Annotated in this window: 14 protein-coding genes; 8 read left to right on the top strand and 6 right to left on the bottom strand. The window is 57.9% G+C overall.

What is annotated here, in order from left to right:
- Positions 1-13: 13 nt before the first annotated feature.
- Positions 14-448 (bottom strand): thioredoxin TrxC, encoded by a 435-nt coding sequence (trxC, locus tag ABD720_RS00585; RefSeq protein WP_344761238.1) that lies wholly within the window; start codon positions 446-448, stop codon positions 14-16.
- Between trxC and ABD720_RS00580 the strand changes: the two genes are divergently transcribed.
- On the top strand, positions 447-656 hold the full coding sequence (locus tag ABD720_RS00580; RefSeq protein ID WP_344761237.1) for a hypothetical protein: 210 nt from the start codon (positions 447-449) through the stop codon (positions 654-656). The genes trxC and ABD720_RS00580 overlap by 2 nt on opposite strands.
- Before the next feature lie 7 nt (positions 657-663).
- On the opposite strand, the gene ABD720_RS00575 is transcribed toward ABD720_RS00580, so the two are convergent.
- Positions 664-2,289 carry an ArnT family glycosyltransferase gene (locus ABD720_RS00575; RefSeq protein WP_344761235.1) on the bottom strand — a complete coding sequence of 542 codons (1,626 nt, stop codon included), beginning with the start codon at positions 2,287-2,289 and terminating at the stop codon, positions 664-666.
- Between the two features lie 121 nt (positions 2,290-2,410).
- On the opposite strand from ABD720_RS00575, the gene ABD720_RS00570 reads away from it, so the two are divergent.
- A complete protein-coding gene (locus tag ABD720_RS00570; RefSeq protein ID WP_344761234.1) occupies positions 2,411-2,710 on the top strand; it encodes a hypothetical protein in 300 nt (99 codons plus the stop codon).
- 114 nt (positions 2,711-2,824) lie between these two features.
- A complete protein-coding gene (locus tag ABD720_RS00565; protein ID WP_344761233.1) occupies positions 2,825-3,718 on the top strand; it encodes a Tim44 domain-containing protein in 894 nt (297 codons plus the stop codon).
- A gap of 46 nt (positions 3,719-3,764) precedes the next feature.
- Here the strand turns inward: ABD720_RS00565 and ABD720_RS00560 are convergent, their stop codons facing one another.
- Positions 3,765-5,504: a sensor domain-containing diguanylate cyclase gene (locus ABD720_RS00560; protein ID WP_344761232.1), complete on the bottom strand. Its 1,740-nt coding sequence runs from the start codon at positions 5,502-5,504 to the stop codon at positions 3,765-3,767.
- 2 nt (positions 5,505-5,506) lie between these two features.
- Complete coding sequence (locus tag ABD720_RS00555; RefSeq protein ID WP_344761231.1) at positions 5,507-6,577, bottom strand: extracellular solute-binding protein; 1,071 nt, start codon at positions 6,575-6,577, stop codon at positions 5,507-5,509.
- A 383-nt stretch (positions 6,578-6,960) separates the two neighbouring features.
- Here ABD720_RS00555 and ABD720_RS00550 point away from each other — a divergent pair, with 383 nt between their 5' ends.
- Positions 6,961-9,126: a YgiQ family radical SAM protein gene (locus ABD720_RS00550; RefSeq protein WP_425547894.1), complete on the top strand. Its 2,166-nt coding sequence runs from the start codon at positions 6,961-6,963 to the stop codon at positions 9,124-9,126.
- Between the two features lie 69 nt (positions 9,127-9,195).
- Here ABD720_RS00550 and ABD720_RS00545 read toward each other — a convergent pair whose 3' ends face one another.
- A complete protein-coding gene (locus ABD720_RS00545; protein WP_344761229.1) occupies positions 9,196-9,921 on the bottom strand; it encodes an RNA pseudouridine synthase in 726 nt (241 codons plus the stop codon).
- 329 nt (positions 9,922-10,250) lie between these two features.
- On the opposite strand from ABD720_RS00545, the gene ABD720_RS00540 reads away from it, so the two are divergent.
- From ABD720_RS00540 to ABD720_RS00525, 4 genes are all read left to right on the top strand, one after another.
- Positions 10,251-10,541, top strand: a complete 291-nt coding sequence (locus ABD720_RS00540; RefSeq protein WP_344761227.1) for a nucleotidyltransferase family protein — start codon at positions 10,251-10,253, stop codon at positions 10,539-10,541.
- Positions 10,538-10,924 (top strand): HepT-like ribonuclease domain-containing protein, encoded by a 387-nt coding sequence (locus ABD720_RS00535; RefSeq protein WP_344761226.1) that lies wholly within the window; start codon positions 10,538-10,540, stop codon positions 10,922-10,924. Before ABD720_RS00540 ends, ABD720_RS00535 begins: the two co-directional genes overlap by 4 nt.
- A gap of 194 nt (positions 10,925-11,118) precedes the next feature.
- Positions 11,119-12,030 carry an EamA family transporter RarD gene (gene rarD / locus ABD720_RS00530; protein ID WP_344761225.1) on the top strand — a complete coding sequence of 304 codons (912 nt, stop codon included), beginning with the start codon at positions 11,119-11,121 and terminating at the stop codon, positions 12,028-12,030.
- Position 12,031: 1 nt separating this feature from the next.
- Positions 12,032-13,279 carry a TIGR03862 family flavoprotein gene (locus tag ABD720_RS00525; protein WP_344761224.1) on the top strand — a complete coding sequence of 416 codons (1,248 nt, stop codon included), beginning with the start codon at positions 12,032-12,034 and terminating at the stop codon, positions 13,277-13,279.
- Here the strand turns inward: ABD720_RS00525 and ABD720_RS00520 are convergent.
- Complete coding sequence (locus tag ABD720_RS00520; protein WP_425547891.1) at positions 13,261-15,627, bottom strand: penicillin-binding protein 1A; 2,367 nt, start codon at positions 15,625-15,627, stop codon at positions 13,261-13,263. The genes ABD720_RS00525 and ABD720_RS00520 overlap by 19 nt on opposite strands.
- Positions 15,628-15,913 lie beyond the last annotated feature (286 nt).

Below are 15,913 nucleotides of genomic sequence, written 5' to 3'. Positions count from 1 at the left end.
GCCGGCTTTTTATTCAGGCATGCGCCTGCGCCCACGCCACGATGCCGGCCGCATCCATCGCACCAGCCTGGCGCGCCACTTCCCGGCCATCCTTGAACAGCGCCAGCGTCGGAATGCTGCGTATGGCATAACGGGTCGCCAGCTCCTGCGCCTGTTCGGTATCGAGTTTGGCGACCCGGAACGCCGGCTCAAGTCGCAGTGCGGCTTGCGCATACGCCGGTGCCATCGAGCGACAAGGACCACACCAGGGTGCCCAGAAATCGACCAGTACCGGAATCTGGCTGTTGACAATATGCTTGTTGAAGCGCGCGCTATCGAGCTCCAGTGGCTGCCCGACGAACAGCAGTTGCTGGCATTTTCCGCAGATGGGCTGGGTCGCCAGGCGCTGCGAAGGCACGCGGTTGACCGCGTCGCAATGGGGGCAAACGATGTGCAGAGGATCGGACATGGAATTCCTTTCGATGGGAGTGCTGGATTACACGGCCGTTGATGATAACGGCTTCATCCCATCGCGGGGCCAGGATGACATGACGGCTCCAGTGAAGCAGGAAAAGATGTTCTTGCCGAACGCTACCAGCTACTGCGTCGCATTGGCTCGTGCAACATTGCACTGCACCGTGGGCAAATCACGGCACGACGTCGACCTGCAATACTGACAGTCCGTTAATTTACTTGGACAACCTGGCCGGGCAGCATCGCCACCGGACTGCGTGCGCGGAACAACCAGAACCGTTGCCAGCTGTCGCCGGGACGGGAGCCTTCCCAGACCGGCTCCCAGGCCGACTGGTCGACGGCACCGTTTCCGGTCGGCGTGTAACCCTGCAGCAGCAGCGTGTTGCAGCTTGCTACAGGCTGGATTTCACGCCGGACGGTGGTGCGATTGGCGATGTAATCCAGCATGGCACGTTCACTCTCGCCTAGCCCGATGCTGGCGATGCAGTTGGTGTCGGTGGGCCACGTGATCTCGGAAAACACTGTTCGATAACTCTTGCCATAGTCCAGCCATGGCATCCACAAGGTCGATAGCAACGCCCAGGACAGCGTCAGCCCCGTCAACCATGAAGTCAGGCCGCGCGCCGGCAGTTTTGCAAAAATCCGCAGCGCGAACCCTGCCGCGATCGTCAGCGTGATGGCCAGCCCGAATGTGGGTGCATCAAATTCCGGTGCAAAGTCAGCAGGCAACACCCGCAACAACCGCGGCCATTGCGGCACTGCCTGCGTCGACATCATGATCAGCCAGCCTAGCCAGATCAGTCCGGCCAGCGACGCGAACAGGATCTGGCTGCCGCGTGCCCACAGCAAGTCCGGCAAGCGGTTGATGAGATACACCGATGGCGTGGCAAGGATGGCCAAAGGTACCAGCAGCGGCAAGGCATAAATGGCGCGGACCGACTCGGACGTCGCCAGCACCAGCGAAATCACGGTCGCCGCAATCACGCCATATTGCATGCCAGGATGGGTCAACAGGACCCGACGGTTGTGCCATACGGCCAGCAGCGCCAGCGGGAATACCGGAAACGTAAACCAGGGCAAGGTCTGCAGCCAGAATCCGTCGACATGCTCGGTTCCGCTGTGCACCGCTGAAAATCCAAAAAACCGGCCGAAGTTGTTATCCCAGAACCAGGTCATGAACAAGGATGGCGATCGGGCGTACAGGGCAAGCGGCCAGATCAGGACAAACGGTAACGCGGCCGCCAGCGAGATTGCCAGTCCACGAAAAAATGATCGGGTGCGCCATTCAGAAAAACAGATCGGCAACAACAATGCCGTGATGCCGATGACTGCGGGCCCGAGAATGCCCTTGGAAAGAAAGCTGACACCAGCACCGACTCCGAGCAACAAGCCTCCGATGACCGACCTTGACAGCATGATCGAGAAGCCCCAGGCCGATAACGCGAATCCGGTCAGCAACGGTACATCCGGCATCATCATGTGGGTTTGCGTCAGCACACCGAGACAACCAAGCAGTAGCAACGGTGCGTAGCGACCTGTGCCCCTGCCCCACCAGTTGTGCGCTGCGCTTCCAACTGCCCAGCAGGTGATCGCCATGAAAAATCCGGATGCCATGCGTGCTGCATCGGGCTCGTCCATCCAGCCGCCCAGCACATGCACGAAGCCGCCGGCTACCCAATAGTAGAGTGGCGGTTTTTCCATGAAGGGTTCTCCGGCGATGGTCGGCACCAGCCAGTTTCCGCTGTCGAGCATGCTGTGGATTACGCCAAACACATAGGCCTCGTCAGCCTTCCAGGGGTCGTGCCCGGTCAGACCGAAAAAGACAAAGACAGCCATCAACACAAGATACGGCGTGAATTCGCCAATACGAACAAGCGCTCGTGATGAGGCTGTCGTGTTCCGTGCGTCCAGGGGAGCAAAGGACCGTGGTGCGGGCTGGATTGGCAGGCGGATCGACATGGAATGTTTAGCGCAGCGGGTGCGCTTTGGGCCGTTTGAGTGGGTGAAGGTTGTTGATCAAAGTATTTGCTTTACTGCAAGCCGGCAGAACTTTAACCGAAATTTCCGTTGCTGTGGCTACTCGTTATTGAGCAAGTTGATTTATCTGATCGGCATCAATCCGCTAGCTGCCAGAAAGCCGATGCATTGCGTCGCGGGTGCCAATATCAGCGCATCCCGACCATGCCAAAGACCGCAAAGTGATGGTGGTCTCGCTCCCGAGCGTTCAGAACTGGAAGGCATCTGTTTTTCAGAATAACTGTTTCGATATTCTTCGCTTTTTCAATATCAGCGTGCACCCTACACTGCGTCGGTAGTCAAAAAACGGCCGGTGGGACCGCACTTCACACCGCAATCATCTTTGGAGGAATTCATGAAGAAATTTTTTGTTGCCATGATGATCGTCATGACATCAATGGCTGTTTCGGTCACAGAAGCGCAAGCCAAGCGTATGGGTGGCGGTGGCTCGTTTGGCAAGCAATCGCAAGGTGTCAGTCGCCAGGCGCCGGCCCAGTCATCTCAGGCGACCAGCGCCGCGAAACCAGGCGCGGCAGCGATTCCGCCAAAACCGGCTAGTGCATGGAAAGGCATGTTAGGGGGCGCGTTACTGGGTCTTGGCCTGGGAGCACTGCTGTCGAGCATGGGTCTCGGTGGCGCAATGGCCAGCATGATCAGCACGATGCTGATGGTGGGATTGCTTGCAGCAGCCGGCTATTTCATTTACCGGATGATGCGTCGCAAGTCAGGTCAGTCTGATGCTGTCAGGCAGCCGGCATTTGCAGGTGCTGCAAAATCCGGCTACTCGCCAGAAATCGGTGCCCGTATTGATCCGGTAGCAAGCGGCAGTGCAGCATCGATGGCAGAGGGTTCAACCAGCAACGCGCCATGGGGCGTGCCAGCGGATTTTGATACGACCGGTTTCCTGCGCCACACAAAAACCTATTTTGTGCGCCTGCAGTCAGCCTGGGATAGTGCAAATATCGCTGATATCCGCGAGTTCACCACGCCAGAAATGTTCGCGGAACTGCGGTTGCAAATTCAGGAACGCGGCGCGTCGGCGAACCATACCGATGTCGTGCAGCTGGATGCCGACATGCTGGGCATGGAAATCGTCGATGGCGACCACCTTGCCAGCGTCAAGTTTTCGGGAATGATCAAGGAGTCCGACGCTGCGCCGGCAGAGCCGTTCAACGAAGTCTGGAATCTCTCGAAGCCAGTCGCTGGCCAGGGTGGTTGGGTACTTGCCGGTATCCAGCAACTGTCCTGATTCCGTTACATTGACGATGAAGCCGCTTGTTGTTCGAGCGGCTTTTTTACGTCGATTGCGCTACCGGCTGCCGATACCACGCAAACGTGTTGCGCCCAGCTTGCTTGGCTGCATACATTGCAGAGTCGGCATGCATCAGCATCTGATCGGCATTTTGTCCATCCCCGGGATAGATGCTGATGCCGATACTGCAGGTCAAATCAAAGGTATGACCATCCACGACAAATGGTTCCGAAAACACCTTGATAAGCTTGTGTCCGATGATCTCCACTTCGGCAGATTGCTTGCAGCCTTCGATCAGGATGGTGAACTCATCACCGCCCAGCCGTGAAATCAGGTCGTTGCCACGCACGGCACCACGCATCCGCATTGCGGCCAGTTGCAGAGCCTGGTCACCCACGGAATGCCCCAGCTCGTCGTTGACGGCTTTGAACTGGTCCAGGTCGACGAACATCAGGCAGAAGCTGGCGTTGTGCATCCGCGCAGTTGTTATCGCGGCTTCCAGTGACTGCTGGAACATGGCCCGGTTCGGCAGCTCCGTGAGCAGGTCATGATGGGCCAGATGATTCAGATGCCGCTCGCGCGTTTTCAGATCGGCCATCTGGACACTCAACCGGTTGCTCATCTGCAGGAAGCTGCGCGCCAGCGTTCCGACTTCGTCATCCCGTTCGGTTGGCAAATTGACGATTGGCTTGCCCGCATCGAATTGCTTGACCGCAGCCGCCATCGCATTGAGCGGCTTTGCCAGGACAAAGGACAGCAGGAAGGCCAGACAGGCCGCCACCAGACTGCAGAGTAGGGTGATCTGAATGATGGTAAATCCAAGGATTTTGCTGTCATGCAAGACTGATCTGAGTGGCGTCTGCAAACCCAGGATAACCGCACGCTGCTGCTCTGCGGCCCCGAACGGAATTCGCACGAAAGCAGCAGCGTGTGCGCTATTGAATGTATTCGTATCAACCCGGGTTACGACGGACCTGGTCATTGTTTGTTCCATCAACGGCAGCGTTTCCGGTATGTCATCCTGGATCAGGACGCGTCGTCCCATGTCAAAACCGAAGGTCTTGCTGTCATCCGGATGGATCAGATAATCGCCGCTTTTATTGGTGAGGATAACGTCGATGCTCTGAGGCAGGTTGCTGCGTATGCGATTGAACATCCGGTTGAGGTCAAGATTGATCACCACGATGCCAAATACATTCCCGGCGGATGTATGCAACGGCGTTGCGATGCGCAGCGTCGGCACGCCGCGATCAGACGGCTTGCCCTGCTCCCGGTTCAGGTTAATCGTCGAGAAATAAATTGTGCCCGGAGCCAGCTTGATCGACTCGAAGAAATACGGCAGGAAGCCCTTTTCCTGCAGGTCGTCGTCATGCACAAGCCGGATGCCGGTTACGGTTCGATCGGCTCTGATCAGCTCGCGACCGTGTTCACCGACACCGATCAGACGAACCTGCAAATAGTCTTTATGAGACTTCAACATGGCAGCAAACAGATCGGCGATGATGGCTTTGTTGTGCGCGAAGTCAACCGGATTGGCTGCCTCCTCCATCACCATTCTGAGTGCCGGTGTCGAGGTAATCAGAAGCAAATCGTCGGTCGCCGGAGCCAGTGAATCCGTAAATCGCTGGCCCACCACCTGTGTGGCGGTCAGCAGTTTGTCTTCCGAGGCCGCAATTAACAGTTCACGACTTTTGGAATAAGCGTAATACCCGATCAGCGACGTCGACAATATGCCGAACAATGCCATCCATATACCCAGTTTGAAACCAACGCCAAGTCGCATGCTCAAAACTTCTGCAAAGTGTCACCCGACAGGATGCGGGTCCATAGGGCGAGTCGCTTGTCCTGGTCTTCGGCCGGTTCAAGCCAGATCAGCTTGTCCTTGCTATTGCTGAACGAAGTCGCAGTTACCGTATTGGCCAGTCCGTGGCGCTTGCTCAGGAGGATGCTGACATCCGCCTGCAACGTATAGTTAATCCATTTCAGAGCAAGTTGCGGCGCCTTAGACTTACTGGATATCGCCCAGCAATCCAGCCATGCCAATGCGCCTTCTTTGGGGACAACATAACCAACATCAGCGCCCGCTGCGCGTAGCGCTTCGAGTTGCTGCGTACCAAAATTGGCGAACACCAGAGCGACGTCATTTGACTGGTACAAACGAACCGCTTCTTCCGGTGAAGAATAGAAACCGAGCACGTTGCGACGCAATTGCACCAGCCGCATGGTGGCAGATTGCAACTCCGAGTCAGAGAGCCGGAACGGATTTTTGCTGCCGTTGAGCAGACCCGCAATCGAAAAATTATGCACGCTCCCGCTGTAAGCGAGTACCCGGCCACGATATTGCGGGTCCCACATGGCAGCCATTGACTCCGGCGGTATTTTGACCAGTTTGCGGTTATAGATCAGGCCCATCTCTGCATACGTATACGGCAACGCATACAAATGCTTGCCACGCATTAGGCCGGAAATGGCACCAGTACTGCGAAAACGCGCCAACTGGTTCGCCTGATTCGGGATGGCTGACACATCCAGCGGCGCACTCAAGCCCTTGTTGATGTAGCGCTGCAATTCTGCGGTGTTGACTGCGAAGACGTCGAAATCGCTACCGTCATTGCGCAAGACCTTGTTCCAGAGTTCGTCGTCAGTGTTGATATAGGTGACTTCGACACGGCTACCGGTATTTTTCTCAAAATTGGCCACCATATCGGGATCCGCATATCCCGGCCAAGCCAGAACCCGCAATAACTGCTCTGCCTGCGCCATGCCGGAAAAAATCATTAGCAGCAGCAGCCCTGTCAGCAGGAGGCGCTTGCAGATAGTCATTGATGCAGGGATAGCAAAAGATCGGGCGCTCATCGTAATCAATCCTTGCGAATACGGTTTTCGGTTGATCGTGCACGGCAATAGGAACAAAAAAGCCATCTTCGCCCAACGCAACGCAACGCAACGCAAGTAGAACTCACACAACACTAACCGTCAAGCAACATACTACAAACCAATTGCAAAATTTAGCCGGTAGTTTACTGCTCAGCGGACAAGTCGCAGGCCCCATTCATTGTTTCACGCCGGTCACGCGGTCATCGCTAAAGCTGTCATACTGCGCGCTTCCCAACCTGGTACCCACACCGCATTCGCTTGCGGACGCATTGATTATGGAATCGCCCAAAAACCTGTTCGCTTATCCTGTCCACCGCACTGCCCACCGCCCTGCGCTCGGCAAGCCCGCTCCATTTTTGCCGATGTCGCGCGCTGAAATGGATGTCCTTGGATGGGACACCTGTGACGTGATCCTGGTCACGGGTGACGCCTACATCGACCATCCGAGCTTTGGCATGGCATTGATTGGTCGCCTGCTCGAAGCACAGGGATTCCGCGTCGGCATCATTGCGCAGCCCGACTGGTTGTCCGCAGAAGCGTTCCGGGCACTGGGCAAACCGAACCTGTATTTTGGCGTCACCGCTGGCAATATGGATTCGATGGTCAACCGTTACACGTCTGACCGCAAGATTCGTTCCGATGATGCCTACACGCCAAACGGCGAAGCCAACAAGCGCCCCGACCGTGCATTGGTCGTGTATGCCCAGCGTGTGCGTGAGGCCTATCCCGATGTCAACGTCGTCATTGGCAGTATCGAAGCCAGCCTCCGGCGCATCGCCCATTACGATTACTGGTCCGACAAGGTGCGCCGTTCAGTGCTGCCGGATTCAAAAGCCGACATCCTGTTGTTCGGCAATGCCGAACGCGCGCTGGTGGCCCTCACGCACCGGCTCGCAGCAGGCGAGCCGATCAAGGAAATCCGCGACCTGCGCGGCACCGCCTTCATGGCCGCGCGCGGCTGGCTGCCGGCCGACGACTGGACCGAATCGAATTCGACACGGGTAGATACGCCAGGCCGCATCGAACCGCACCCTGATCCGTATGAAATGAAGACCAAGGAACCGACCAGTTGCGGCACCGCCAATGCCGAGCCGACCGAAGTCGTCGCCAAGCCCATCCTGATCCTCAGTCGCGAAGAACGTCAGGCCGCGCTCAAGGAAATCCGTGGCAAGACCGTGATCCGCCTGCCCAGTTACGAAGCCATCAAGGATGACGCCGTTCTGTATGCACACGCGTCGCGCGTCTTCCATCTGGAATCCAATCCGGGCAACGCCCGCGCCATGGTGCAGGGCCACGGCGAGCGCGATGTCTGGCTCAATCCGCCGCCGCTGCCACTGGCGATGGATGAAATGGACGGCGTGTACGACATGAACTATGCACGCGCGCCGCATCCGAGTTACGGCAAGGCCAAGATTCCGGCCTGGGACATGATCCGTTTTTCGGTCAACATCATGCGCGGCTGTTTTGGCGGTTGTACGTTCTGTTCGATTACCGAGCACGAAGGCCGCATTATCCAGAGCCGTTCCGAGCCGTCCATCCTGCGCGAGATCGAACTGATCCGCGACAAGACCAAGGGTTTCACCGGCACCATTTCGGATATGGGCGGACCGACCGCCAACATGTATCGGCTGGCCTGCAAGGAAAAGTCCATTGAGGAATCCTGCCGCCGTCTGTCCTGCGTCTATCCGACCATTTGCTCGAACCTTGGCACCGACCATAGCAAGCTGATCCAGCTGTATCGCAAGGCGCGCGCCATTCCCGGCGTGAAAAAAATCCTGATCAGCTCGGGCGTACGGTACGACCTCGCAGTGCGCTCACCGGAGTATGTCAAGGAACTGGTCAGCCACCACGTTGGCGGCCTGCTGAAAATCGCGCCCGAGCATTCCGAAGAAGGTCCGCTGTCGAAAATGATGAAGCCGGGCATGGGTGCCTACGACAAGTTCAAGGAGCTGTTCGAGAAGTATTCGAAGGAAGCCGGCAAGGAGCAATACCTGATTCCGTACTTCATTGCCGCGCATCCGGGCACGACCGATGAAGACATGCTGAACCTGTCGCTCTGGCTGAAGAAAAACAACTTCCGGCTGGATCAGGTGCAAACCTTCATGCCAACGCCGATGGCACTGGCCACGACGATGTACCACACCCGTAAAAATCCGCTGCGCAAAGTGACTGCGGACTCGGAAGCCGTAGAAACCGTCCGCACCGGCAAAATCCGTAAATTGCACAAGGCGTTCCTGCGCTATCACGATCCCGATAACTGGGAAATTATCCGTGAGGCCTTGCAGCGGATGGGACGCTCCGACCTGATTGGCAGCGGCGAGAAGCATCTGGTGCCGCGCCATTCAGCCCCGACAGCGAGCCTGATGGCGATCGAACGGCGGCGCGAAACACCGAGTCCGGAAAAGCTGGCAAAGAAGTTCGGTCAAAACAAACCGCGTGCCGGTGGCGCGGTATCACGTACACCAAGCGCAATGGCATCACCGGTACGCAAGGGTCCTGGCGTGGTTGCGCGAACTGGTCGTAAATAAGTAGTAGATCGTGCGGGTTTGCTCTGGCAGGTTAGTTAACCTGCGGAACAAACCCGCGCAAAACTTCCGTCAGAATTGCTCATACCCCAGCAAATACCGCCACTGCCCTGCGGCCAGTGACGCCATCGGCATACGCCCGATGCGCAGGCGCTTGATCGACACCACCTGCAAACCGACCTTCTCGCACAGATAAGCGATCTGACCGCGCTCTGCCGCTTTCATCGCAAAGCGCAGGCGTTGCTCGCTCTGCCAGCTGACCTTCATCTGTGCCATCAGCTTGCCATTCCATTTGATGCCGTGCTGCAGGTGATCCAGGCCGGCGGCGTCCAGCGAGCCGATGACGTCGACGACAAATTCCTGTTCGATGCGATTGGCTTCGTCCACCAGCTTGCGCACGACGCGCCAGTCCTGCGTCAGCACCAGCAAGCCGCTGGCACTGTCTTCGAGCGGATTGGTGAGGGTCAGGCCACGCGTGTGACGGCGCAGGAAGCGCAGCCCCGAGCGGTCGTTCGGCATCAGGGTTTCCGCCGTGATCCAGTGCAGGTCAGGATCGATCGCATCGACGGTACGCATCCCTGCCGGTTTATGCAGCAGGATGGTGACCGGCTCGATCGGTGCCAGCACGGCATCGGGTAGCAATGCGATCTCTTGTCCTGCGCCGACACGCGCTCCCGACTCCTCGGTCAGTACGCCATCCACCGTAATCCATCCACCTTCAATGAATTGTTCGGCTTCAGTGCGCGAACAGCCAAGTTCTTCGGCCACGCGCTTGGCGAGGCGGATTGTGTCTGTCATGTGTGGATCAACTTAAATGGATGGAAAAATCAAGGGCGCATTGTACCGGTGCCGATCCGCATTGGTTCAACGCTGGCTCAGGACTTCCTGCACGGATAGCGACGATAGTAGCTGGCAGAAGGACAAACGCCCATTCTGGGCATGCAGACGGAATGGAACTTCACGGTAGGCAGCCTCCTGCTTTTTTGAGAATGCAGATTTGCGAGACGTCAGCCGGCATATCGAGTGCAGCACGCAAGGTCAAGTCGTTGCGGTTCTTGAAAACAGGACTTGAAGTGCTATTCTCGGGCTATTGATATTGGAAGCAAGTCAGACAAGAAAGGATACCCATGCGACCGTCCGTTGCGCTCGACATGAAGCGAATTGCAGTGCGGGAAGCAGTGAGCCGATTTCGCACGGCGAACCCGCGCGTTTTTGGTTCGGTGCTGCATGGCACTGATCGGGAAGGCAGCGATCTTGATCTATTGGTCGATGCGCTGCCGGGCGCCACACTGATAGATCTCGGTGGCCTGCATTACGAATTGGAATCACTGCTAGGTGTCCATGTTGATTTGCTAACCCCTGGCGATCTATCGCCAAAATTCCGAGCCAGGGTACTCGCGGAAGCGCAACCGGTATGAGCGAGAACCGACTGCCGGATTATCTCGATCACATACAGCAAGCCGCATCCAATGCATGCAGTTTCGTGGAAGGGATGGTCAAGGATGACTTCCTGGTCGATAAGCGCACCCAACAAGCCGTCATCATGAGCATCATCATCATCGGCGAGACAGCCACGAACGTGCTGTCCCGCTATGCCGCGTTTAGCGAGGAGCACGCCGAGGTGCCGTGGCACCATATGCGCGGCATGCGCAATCGCATGGCTCACGGCTACTTCGACGTCGACCTCAATGTGGTGTGGGAGACAGTACAAGAATGGCTGCCGGCGTTACTCAAACAACTTCCTGCATTACGCCGGGATGCCGGCAATGAAGATCGTGACCACGAAGCAGTAAAACCATAACCAACCCCCATCAACCTCAAATCTCTGGTTCTACCTCGATGTTCGATAGGGTCACTGCGGAACCGCCAAGCTGGCATTTCAAGACAGGATCAGCATTTAGATTTGCCAACGAAAACCGCGACGCTGCCTGCGCAGTGGCATAATTGCGCCCCCGCACGCCGACTGGCGCGCTTCCCTTACCGAGATTTCCATCCATGCGCACAGGCATGCTCTTCGCCGCGACCGCTTACATCATCTGGGGTCTGTTTCCGCTCTATTTCAAGGCACTGCAAGCCATCGCACCGACGCAGATTCTGCTGCACCGGATGGTCTGGTCGCTGCTCTTAATGCTGTGCGTGCTGGCGTGGCGCAGGCAATGGGGCTGGCTACGCGACGTGGCCCGCCAACCCAAAGTACTGGCCAGCTTTGCGCTCAGTGCAGTGCTGTTGTCGACCAACTGGTTTATCTATATCTGGGCCGTCAATAACGGCAGGATCATTGATTCCAGCCTGGGCTACTTCATCAATCCGCTGGTGAATGTCTTGCTGGGTTACCTGTTGCTGGGCGAGCGACTGCGCTTCGGCCAATGGATCGCGGTGGCACTGGCTGCCTGCGGCGTCGCGTGGCTGACCTGGCAAAGCGGTCATCCGCCATGGATCGGTCTGGCACTGGCGCTGTCGTTCGGTGTCTATGGATTGATGCGCAAGACCGCAAAACTGGGACCACTGGAGGGTCTGTCGCTGGAGACGCTACTGCTGTTTCCGTTTGCGTTGGGGTATCTGGGATGGCTGACGCTGCATCATCAGAATGCCTTCCTGTCTGCATCGGCAACGTCGCAATGGCTGCTGGTTGCTGCGGGGCCGATCACGGCCATTCCACTGCTGCTGTTTGCGGCCGGCGCGCGACGCATCCCGATGTCGACGCTCGGCCTGCTGCAGTATCTGGGCCCTACCCTGCAACTGCTGCTGGGTGTGCTGCTCTACAACGAACCATTTGGCCAGGATCGCCTGATCGGTTTCATAGCGATCTGGTCGGCGCTGGTGGTGTATTCCGGTGAAGGTATCTTGCGGGTCTGGAAAAATCGCGAGCTCAATCGACCGGCCGCACCCGCAATCAACGAAAGCTGACATGACATCGACTCACCCACGCCACGCCATCGTCATTGGCGGTGGCCCCGCAGGACTGATGGCGGCTGAAGTACTCGCCAACGCCGGCGTACAGGTCGATCTGTACGACGCCATGCCATCGGTCGGACGCAAGTTCCTGCTGGCCGGCAAAGGCGGCATGAACCTGACCCACAACGAGCCATCGCCGGCATTCCTGTCACGTTACGCCAGCCGCCAATCCACGCTGCAACCGGTGATCGATGCCTTCGATGCGACGGCCTTGCGGGCCTGGTGCAACGGACTTGGCATCGCAACGTTTGTCGGTTCGTCCGGACGGGTTTTCCCGGCAGATATGAAAGCAGCGCCGTTGCTGCGTGCATGGCTGCATCGCTTGCGTGCCGCCGGTGTGCGGTTTCACATGCGGCACGCATGGCAAGGTTGGGATGACAGCGGTGCGCTGGTCTTCGAGCACGCCGGCGAACGCCTTGCGGCCAGGGCGGATGCCGTGGTGCTGGCATTGGGTGGGGCCAGCTGGGCGCGACTGGGATCGAATGGCGCTTGGGTGCCGTGGTTGTCGCAGCGCGGTATTGATGTCGCTGACCTGAAGCCTGCCAATTGCGGTTTCAATGTCGGCTGGAGTCCGTTTTTCCAGGAAAAATTTGCCGGCCTGCCGTTGAAAACGATCGCCATCCGCTGGCACGACGGCGACGGCGTTGCGCATATCCGCATCGGCGAATGCGTGATCAGTGCCGACGGTATCGAAGGCAGCCTGATCTACGCGTTGTCGGCGACCTTGCGCGACCAGATTGCGGCACACGGCTCGGTCACGATTGAACTCGATCTCGCACCAGGCAAGGATGCCGAACGGGTGCTGGCGGAAGTGGCGCATCCGCGTGGGTCGCGCTCGCTCGCCAGCCATTTGCAAAGTCGGGTCGGGCTGGCCGGTGTGAAGATGGGTTTGCTACGCGAACTGGTGTCGAAAGAAGACATCCATCATCCCGCCAAACTGGCAGTGGCGATCAAGGCCTTGCCAGTGACATTGACGTCGACCCGTCCGATCGATGAAGCCATCAGTAGCGCCGGCGGGGTCCGTTTTAGCGCACTGGATGCTCAACTCATGGCAGCAGCAGTGCCCGGCGTGTTCTGCGCCGGTGAAATGCTGGACTGGGAAGCGCCCACCGGCGGTTATTTGCTGACGGCCTGCTTTGCCACCGGACGCCATGCGGCGCTCGGTGCCATCAGCTGGCTGGATCAGTTACCACTGCCGTAAAGTTCCTTGAGACGGGCGGCTTCGGGGTCTGGTGGTGTCAGCCGTTCACCAAAAAAGCCGGTTTCTTCCGGTGCGCGAACAGCACCCGGTTCATCCATGCCGACCGAACGGATACCGCCGTCCCTGGAAAATTCGTTGTAGGCCCAGTCACCAAAATCCCGGTTCAATCCGTCTGGCGCCGAATGCTGCATCAGGGGTTTTCCCTTGAGTACCGCCTGCATGTAGTTCATCCAGACCGGCAACGCCAGCGTGGCGCCGAACTCGCGACTGCCGAGCGACTTCGGGTCGTCGTATCCCATCCATGCCACCGCCACGACGTCGCCGCCATAGCCCGCAAACCAGCCATCGACCGAATCATTCGTGGTACCGGTTTTTCCGGCCAGATCGGTGCGACCCAGACGCGATGCCGCTGCCGCAGTGCCGAAGCGCGTCACGTCACGCAACATGGAGTCCATCACAAAGGCATTGCGCACATCCAGGACACGGACCGACTCTTCTCCGATCAGTACCGGCCGGGCTTCCGCCAGCAGCGTGCCACGGGCATCGGTGACCGACTGGATCAGGTACGGCGTGACCTGATAACCGCCATTGGCAAACACGGCGTAAGCGCCGACCATCTGTGCCGGCGTCACGGAACCGGTACCAAGTGCCAGCGTCAGGTTGGCCGGCTGCTTGGCAACATCAAAACCGAAACGGGACAAGTGATCGCGCGCAGCTTCTGGCGTGATCGCGCGCAGAACACGGATCGAGGCAACGTTCTTTGATTTCACCAGCGCGGTACGCATGCTGATCGGGCCGTCGTACACATTGTCATCGTTCTTGGGCTGCCATAACGCAACTCCCGCCTCGCCACCAATCGACAATGGCGCATCGTTGATCAGGCTGCCGGGACTGAATCCCTTTTCAAGCGCCGCCGAATAAATGAACGGCTTGATGCTGGAGCCCGGCTGGCGCCATGCCTGCGTGACGTGATCGAATTTGCTCAGGTTGAAATCGAAGCCACCCACCAGCGCCCGATAACCACCGGTTTGCGGGTCCAGCGACACAAAGGCCGCCGCCACACTCGGCAGCTGCGTGATCGACCAGCGATTTTTTACATCGGCGCTGACGCGGATGACTGCTCCCGGCGCAATGCGTAACGCGGCCGCCGACTTCGCATTCAGGCCAGCTGCTGCAAAGCGCAATCCGTCGCCGCTGATCTCGATATCATCACCGGACTGCAGCGTGGCGCGCACCAGTTTGGCGGATGCCGACGTGACCACGGCGGCCTGAAGTTCATCGCTGTCGGGATGTTTTTCGAGGACCGCATCGATCGCATCCTGTCGATCTTCGGCATCGGACGGCAGATCGATGAGTGCTTCCGGACCGCGATAGCCATGACGTCGCTCGTAATCCATCACGCCACGCCGCAGCGCTGCATAGGCGGCCTGCTGATCCCTCGAACGCAGGGTCGTGACGACAGTGAACCCGCGCGTATAGACCTCTTCCTTGTATTGCGCGTACATCGCCTTGCGCACCATCTCGGCGGCGTACTCGGCATGGACCGCATACGGCCCGCGCCCGCTTGTACGCACCTTGATGTCTTCATCGACTGCCTGCTGGTACTCGACTGGCGTGATGAAACCAAGGTCGCGCATGCGCTGCAGGATGTATTGCTGGCGAATGTGAGCACGCTTCGGATTGACGATCGGGTTATAGGCAGACGGCGCTTTTGGCAAACCGGCCAGCATCGCAAACTGGGCAATGCTGAGCTGGTTCAATGGCCGGCCGAAATAGGTTTGTGCTGCATTGCCGAAACCATAAGCGCGCTGCCCCAGATAAATCTGGTTCAGGTACAGCTCCAGAATCTGGTCTTTCGACAAGGCGCGTTCAATTTTGTACGCCAGCATGATCTCGTTGACCTTACGCGACAGCGTTTTATCCCGCGTCAGAAAAAAATTACGGGCAACCTGCATCGTGATGGTCGAGGCACCTTGCGCTGATCCGCCGCCGAGGTCCTTGACGATGGCCCGCAACAGGCCGACAAAATCGACGCCACCATGCTCATAGAAACGGCTGTCTTCGATGGCCAGAACGGCGTTCTTCATTTGTGCCGGAACCTGCTTGATCGGCACGAAGTTACGGTGTTCCTCGCCAAACTCGCCGATCAGCACATTGTCCGCGGTAAGCACACGCAGCGGAATCTTGGGCTTGTAATCGGTCAGCGCATCCAGCGCAGGCATATTCGGCGCGACGATCAGGAACGCATAACCGAGCAGCAGCATGACAAAAAAAGCGCCAACGGCACACAGGCCCAGGAAGGCAATCAGGACACGTTGTTTCAGGCGGCGGGATGCGGAACGATTCAAGTTGGTGTGGACACGGTGGTGATGCCGGTCAGGTAATCAAACAAGTGGAAGAAGCGCACGTCGGAGGTCAAACGTGCTTTTGAAGGCGAAAGTATAGACGAGTTTTTTTCAAAGGCGAATCAAGCTGGATCTGCTGCGCGCCAGCAGGTTCATCCATTGATGTACCTGCAATCTGGCTTACCCAAGAGCTGGATGGCACGGGTTCAATGGAACCCGGATCGATTGACGGTCACTCATGAGCTCGCATGGCATCGCCACGCTTCCATCAATCAAACAAGGAGTATCG

The sequence above is a fragment of the Actimicrobium antarcticum genome (assembly GCF_039536745.1).
GTDB classification, from domain to species: Bacteria; Pseudomonadota; Gammaproteobacteria; order Burkholderiales; family Burkholderiaceae_D; genus Actimicrobium; species Actimicrobium antarcticum.
The sequence above is the reverse complement of the archived record's forward strand: the minus strand, read 5'-3'. Positions and strand labels throughout refer to the sequence as shown.

Excerpts from the sequence above, each read along its gene's own strand:
- ABD720_RS00580 (WP_344761237.1), top strand. The coding sequence starts at position 447 with ATGGAATTCCTTTCGATGGGAGTGCTGGATTACACGGCCGTTGATGAT.
- trxC (WP_344761238.1), bottom strand. The coding sequence starts at position 448 with ATGTCCGATCCTCTGCACATCGTTTGCCCCCATTGCGACGCGGTCAAC.
- ABD720_RS00575 (WP_344761235.1), bottom strand. The coding sequence starts at position 2,289 with ATGGCTGTCTTTGTCTTTTTCGGTCTGACCGGGCACGACCCCTGGAAG.
- ABD720_RS00570 (WP_344761234.1), top strand. The coding sequence starts at position 2,411 with ATGGAATGTTTAGCGCAGCGGGTGCGCTTTGGGCCGTTTGAGTGGGTG.
- ABD720_RS00565 (WP_344761233.1), top strand. The coding sequence starts at position 2,825 with ATGAAGAAATTTTTTGTTGCCATGATGATCGTCATGACATCAATGGCT.
- ABD720_RS00560 (WP_344761232.1), bottom strand. The coding sequence starts at position 5,504 with ATGCGACTTGGCGTTGGTTTCAAACTGGGTATATGGATGGCATTGTTC.
- ABD720_RS00555 (WP_344761231.1), bottom strand. The coding sequence starts at position 6,577 with ATGAGCGCCCGATCTTTTGCTATCCCTGCATCAATGACTATCTGCAAG.
- ABD720_RS00550 (WP_425547894.1), top strand. The coding sequence starts at position 6,961 with ATGTCGCGCGCTGAAATGGATGTCCTTGGATGGGACACCTGTGACGTG.
- ABD720_RS00545 (WP_344761229.1), bottom strand. The coding sequence starts at position 9,921 with ATGACAGACACAATCCGCCTCGCCAAGCGCGTGGCCGAAGAACTTGGC.
- ABD720_RS00540 (WP_344761227.1), top strand. The coding sequence starts at position 10,251 with ATGCGACCGTCCGTTGCGCTCGACATGAAGCGAATTGCAGTGCGGGAA.
- ABD720_RS00535 (WP_344761226.1), top strand. The coding sequence starts at position 10,538 with ATGAGCGAGAACCGACTGCCGGATTATCTCGATCACATACAGCAAGCC.
- rarD (WP_344761225.1), top strand. The coding sequence starts at position 11,119 with ATGCGCACAGGCATGCTCTTCGCCGCGACCGCTTACATCATCTGGGGT.
- ABD720_RS00525 (WP_344761224.1), top strand. The coding sequence starts at position 12,032 with ATGACATCGACTCACCCACGCCACGCCATCGTCATTGGCGGTGGCCCC.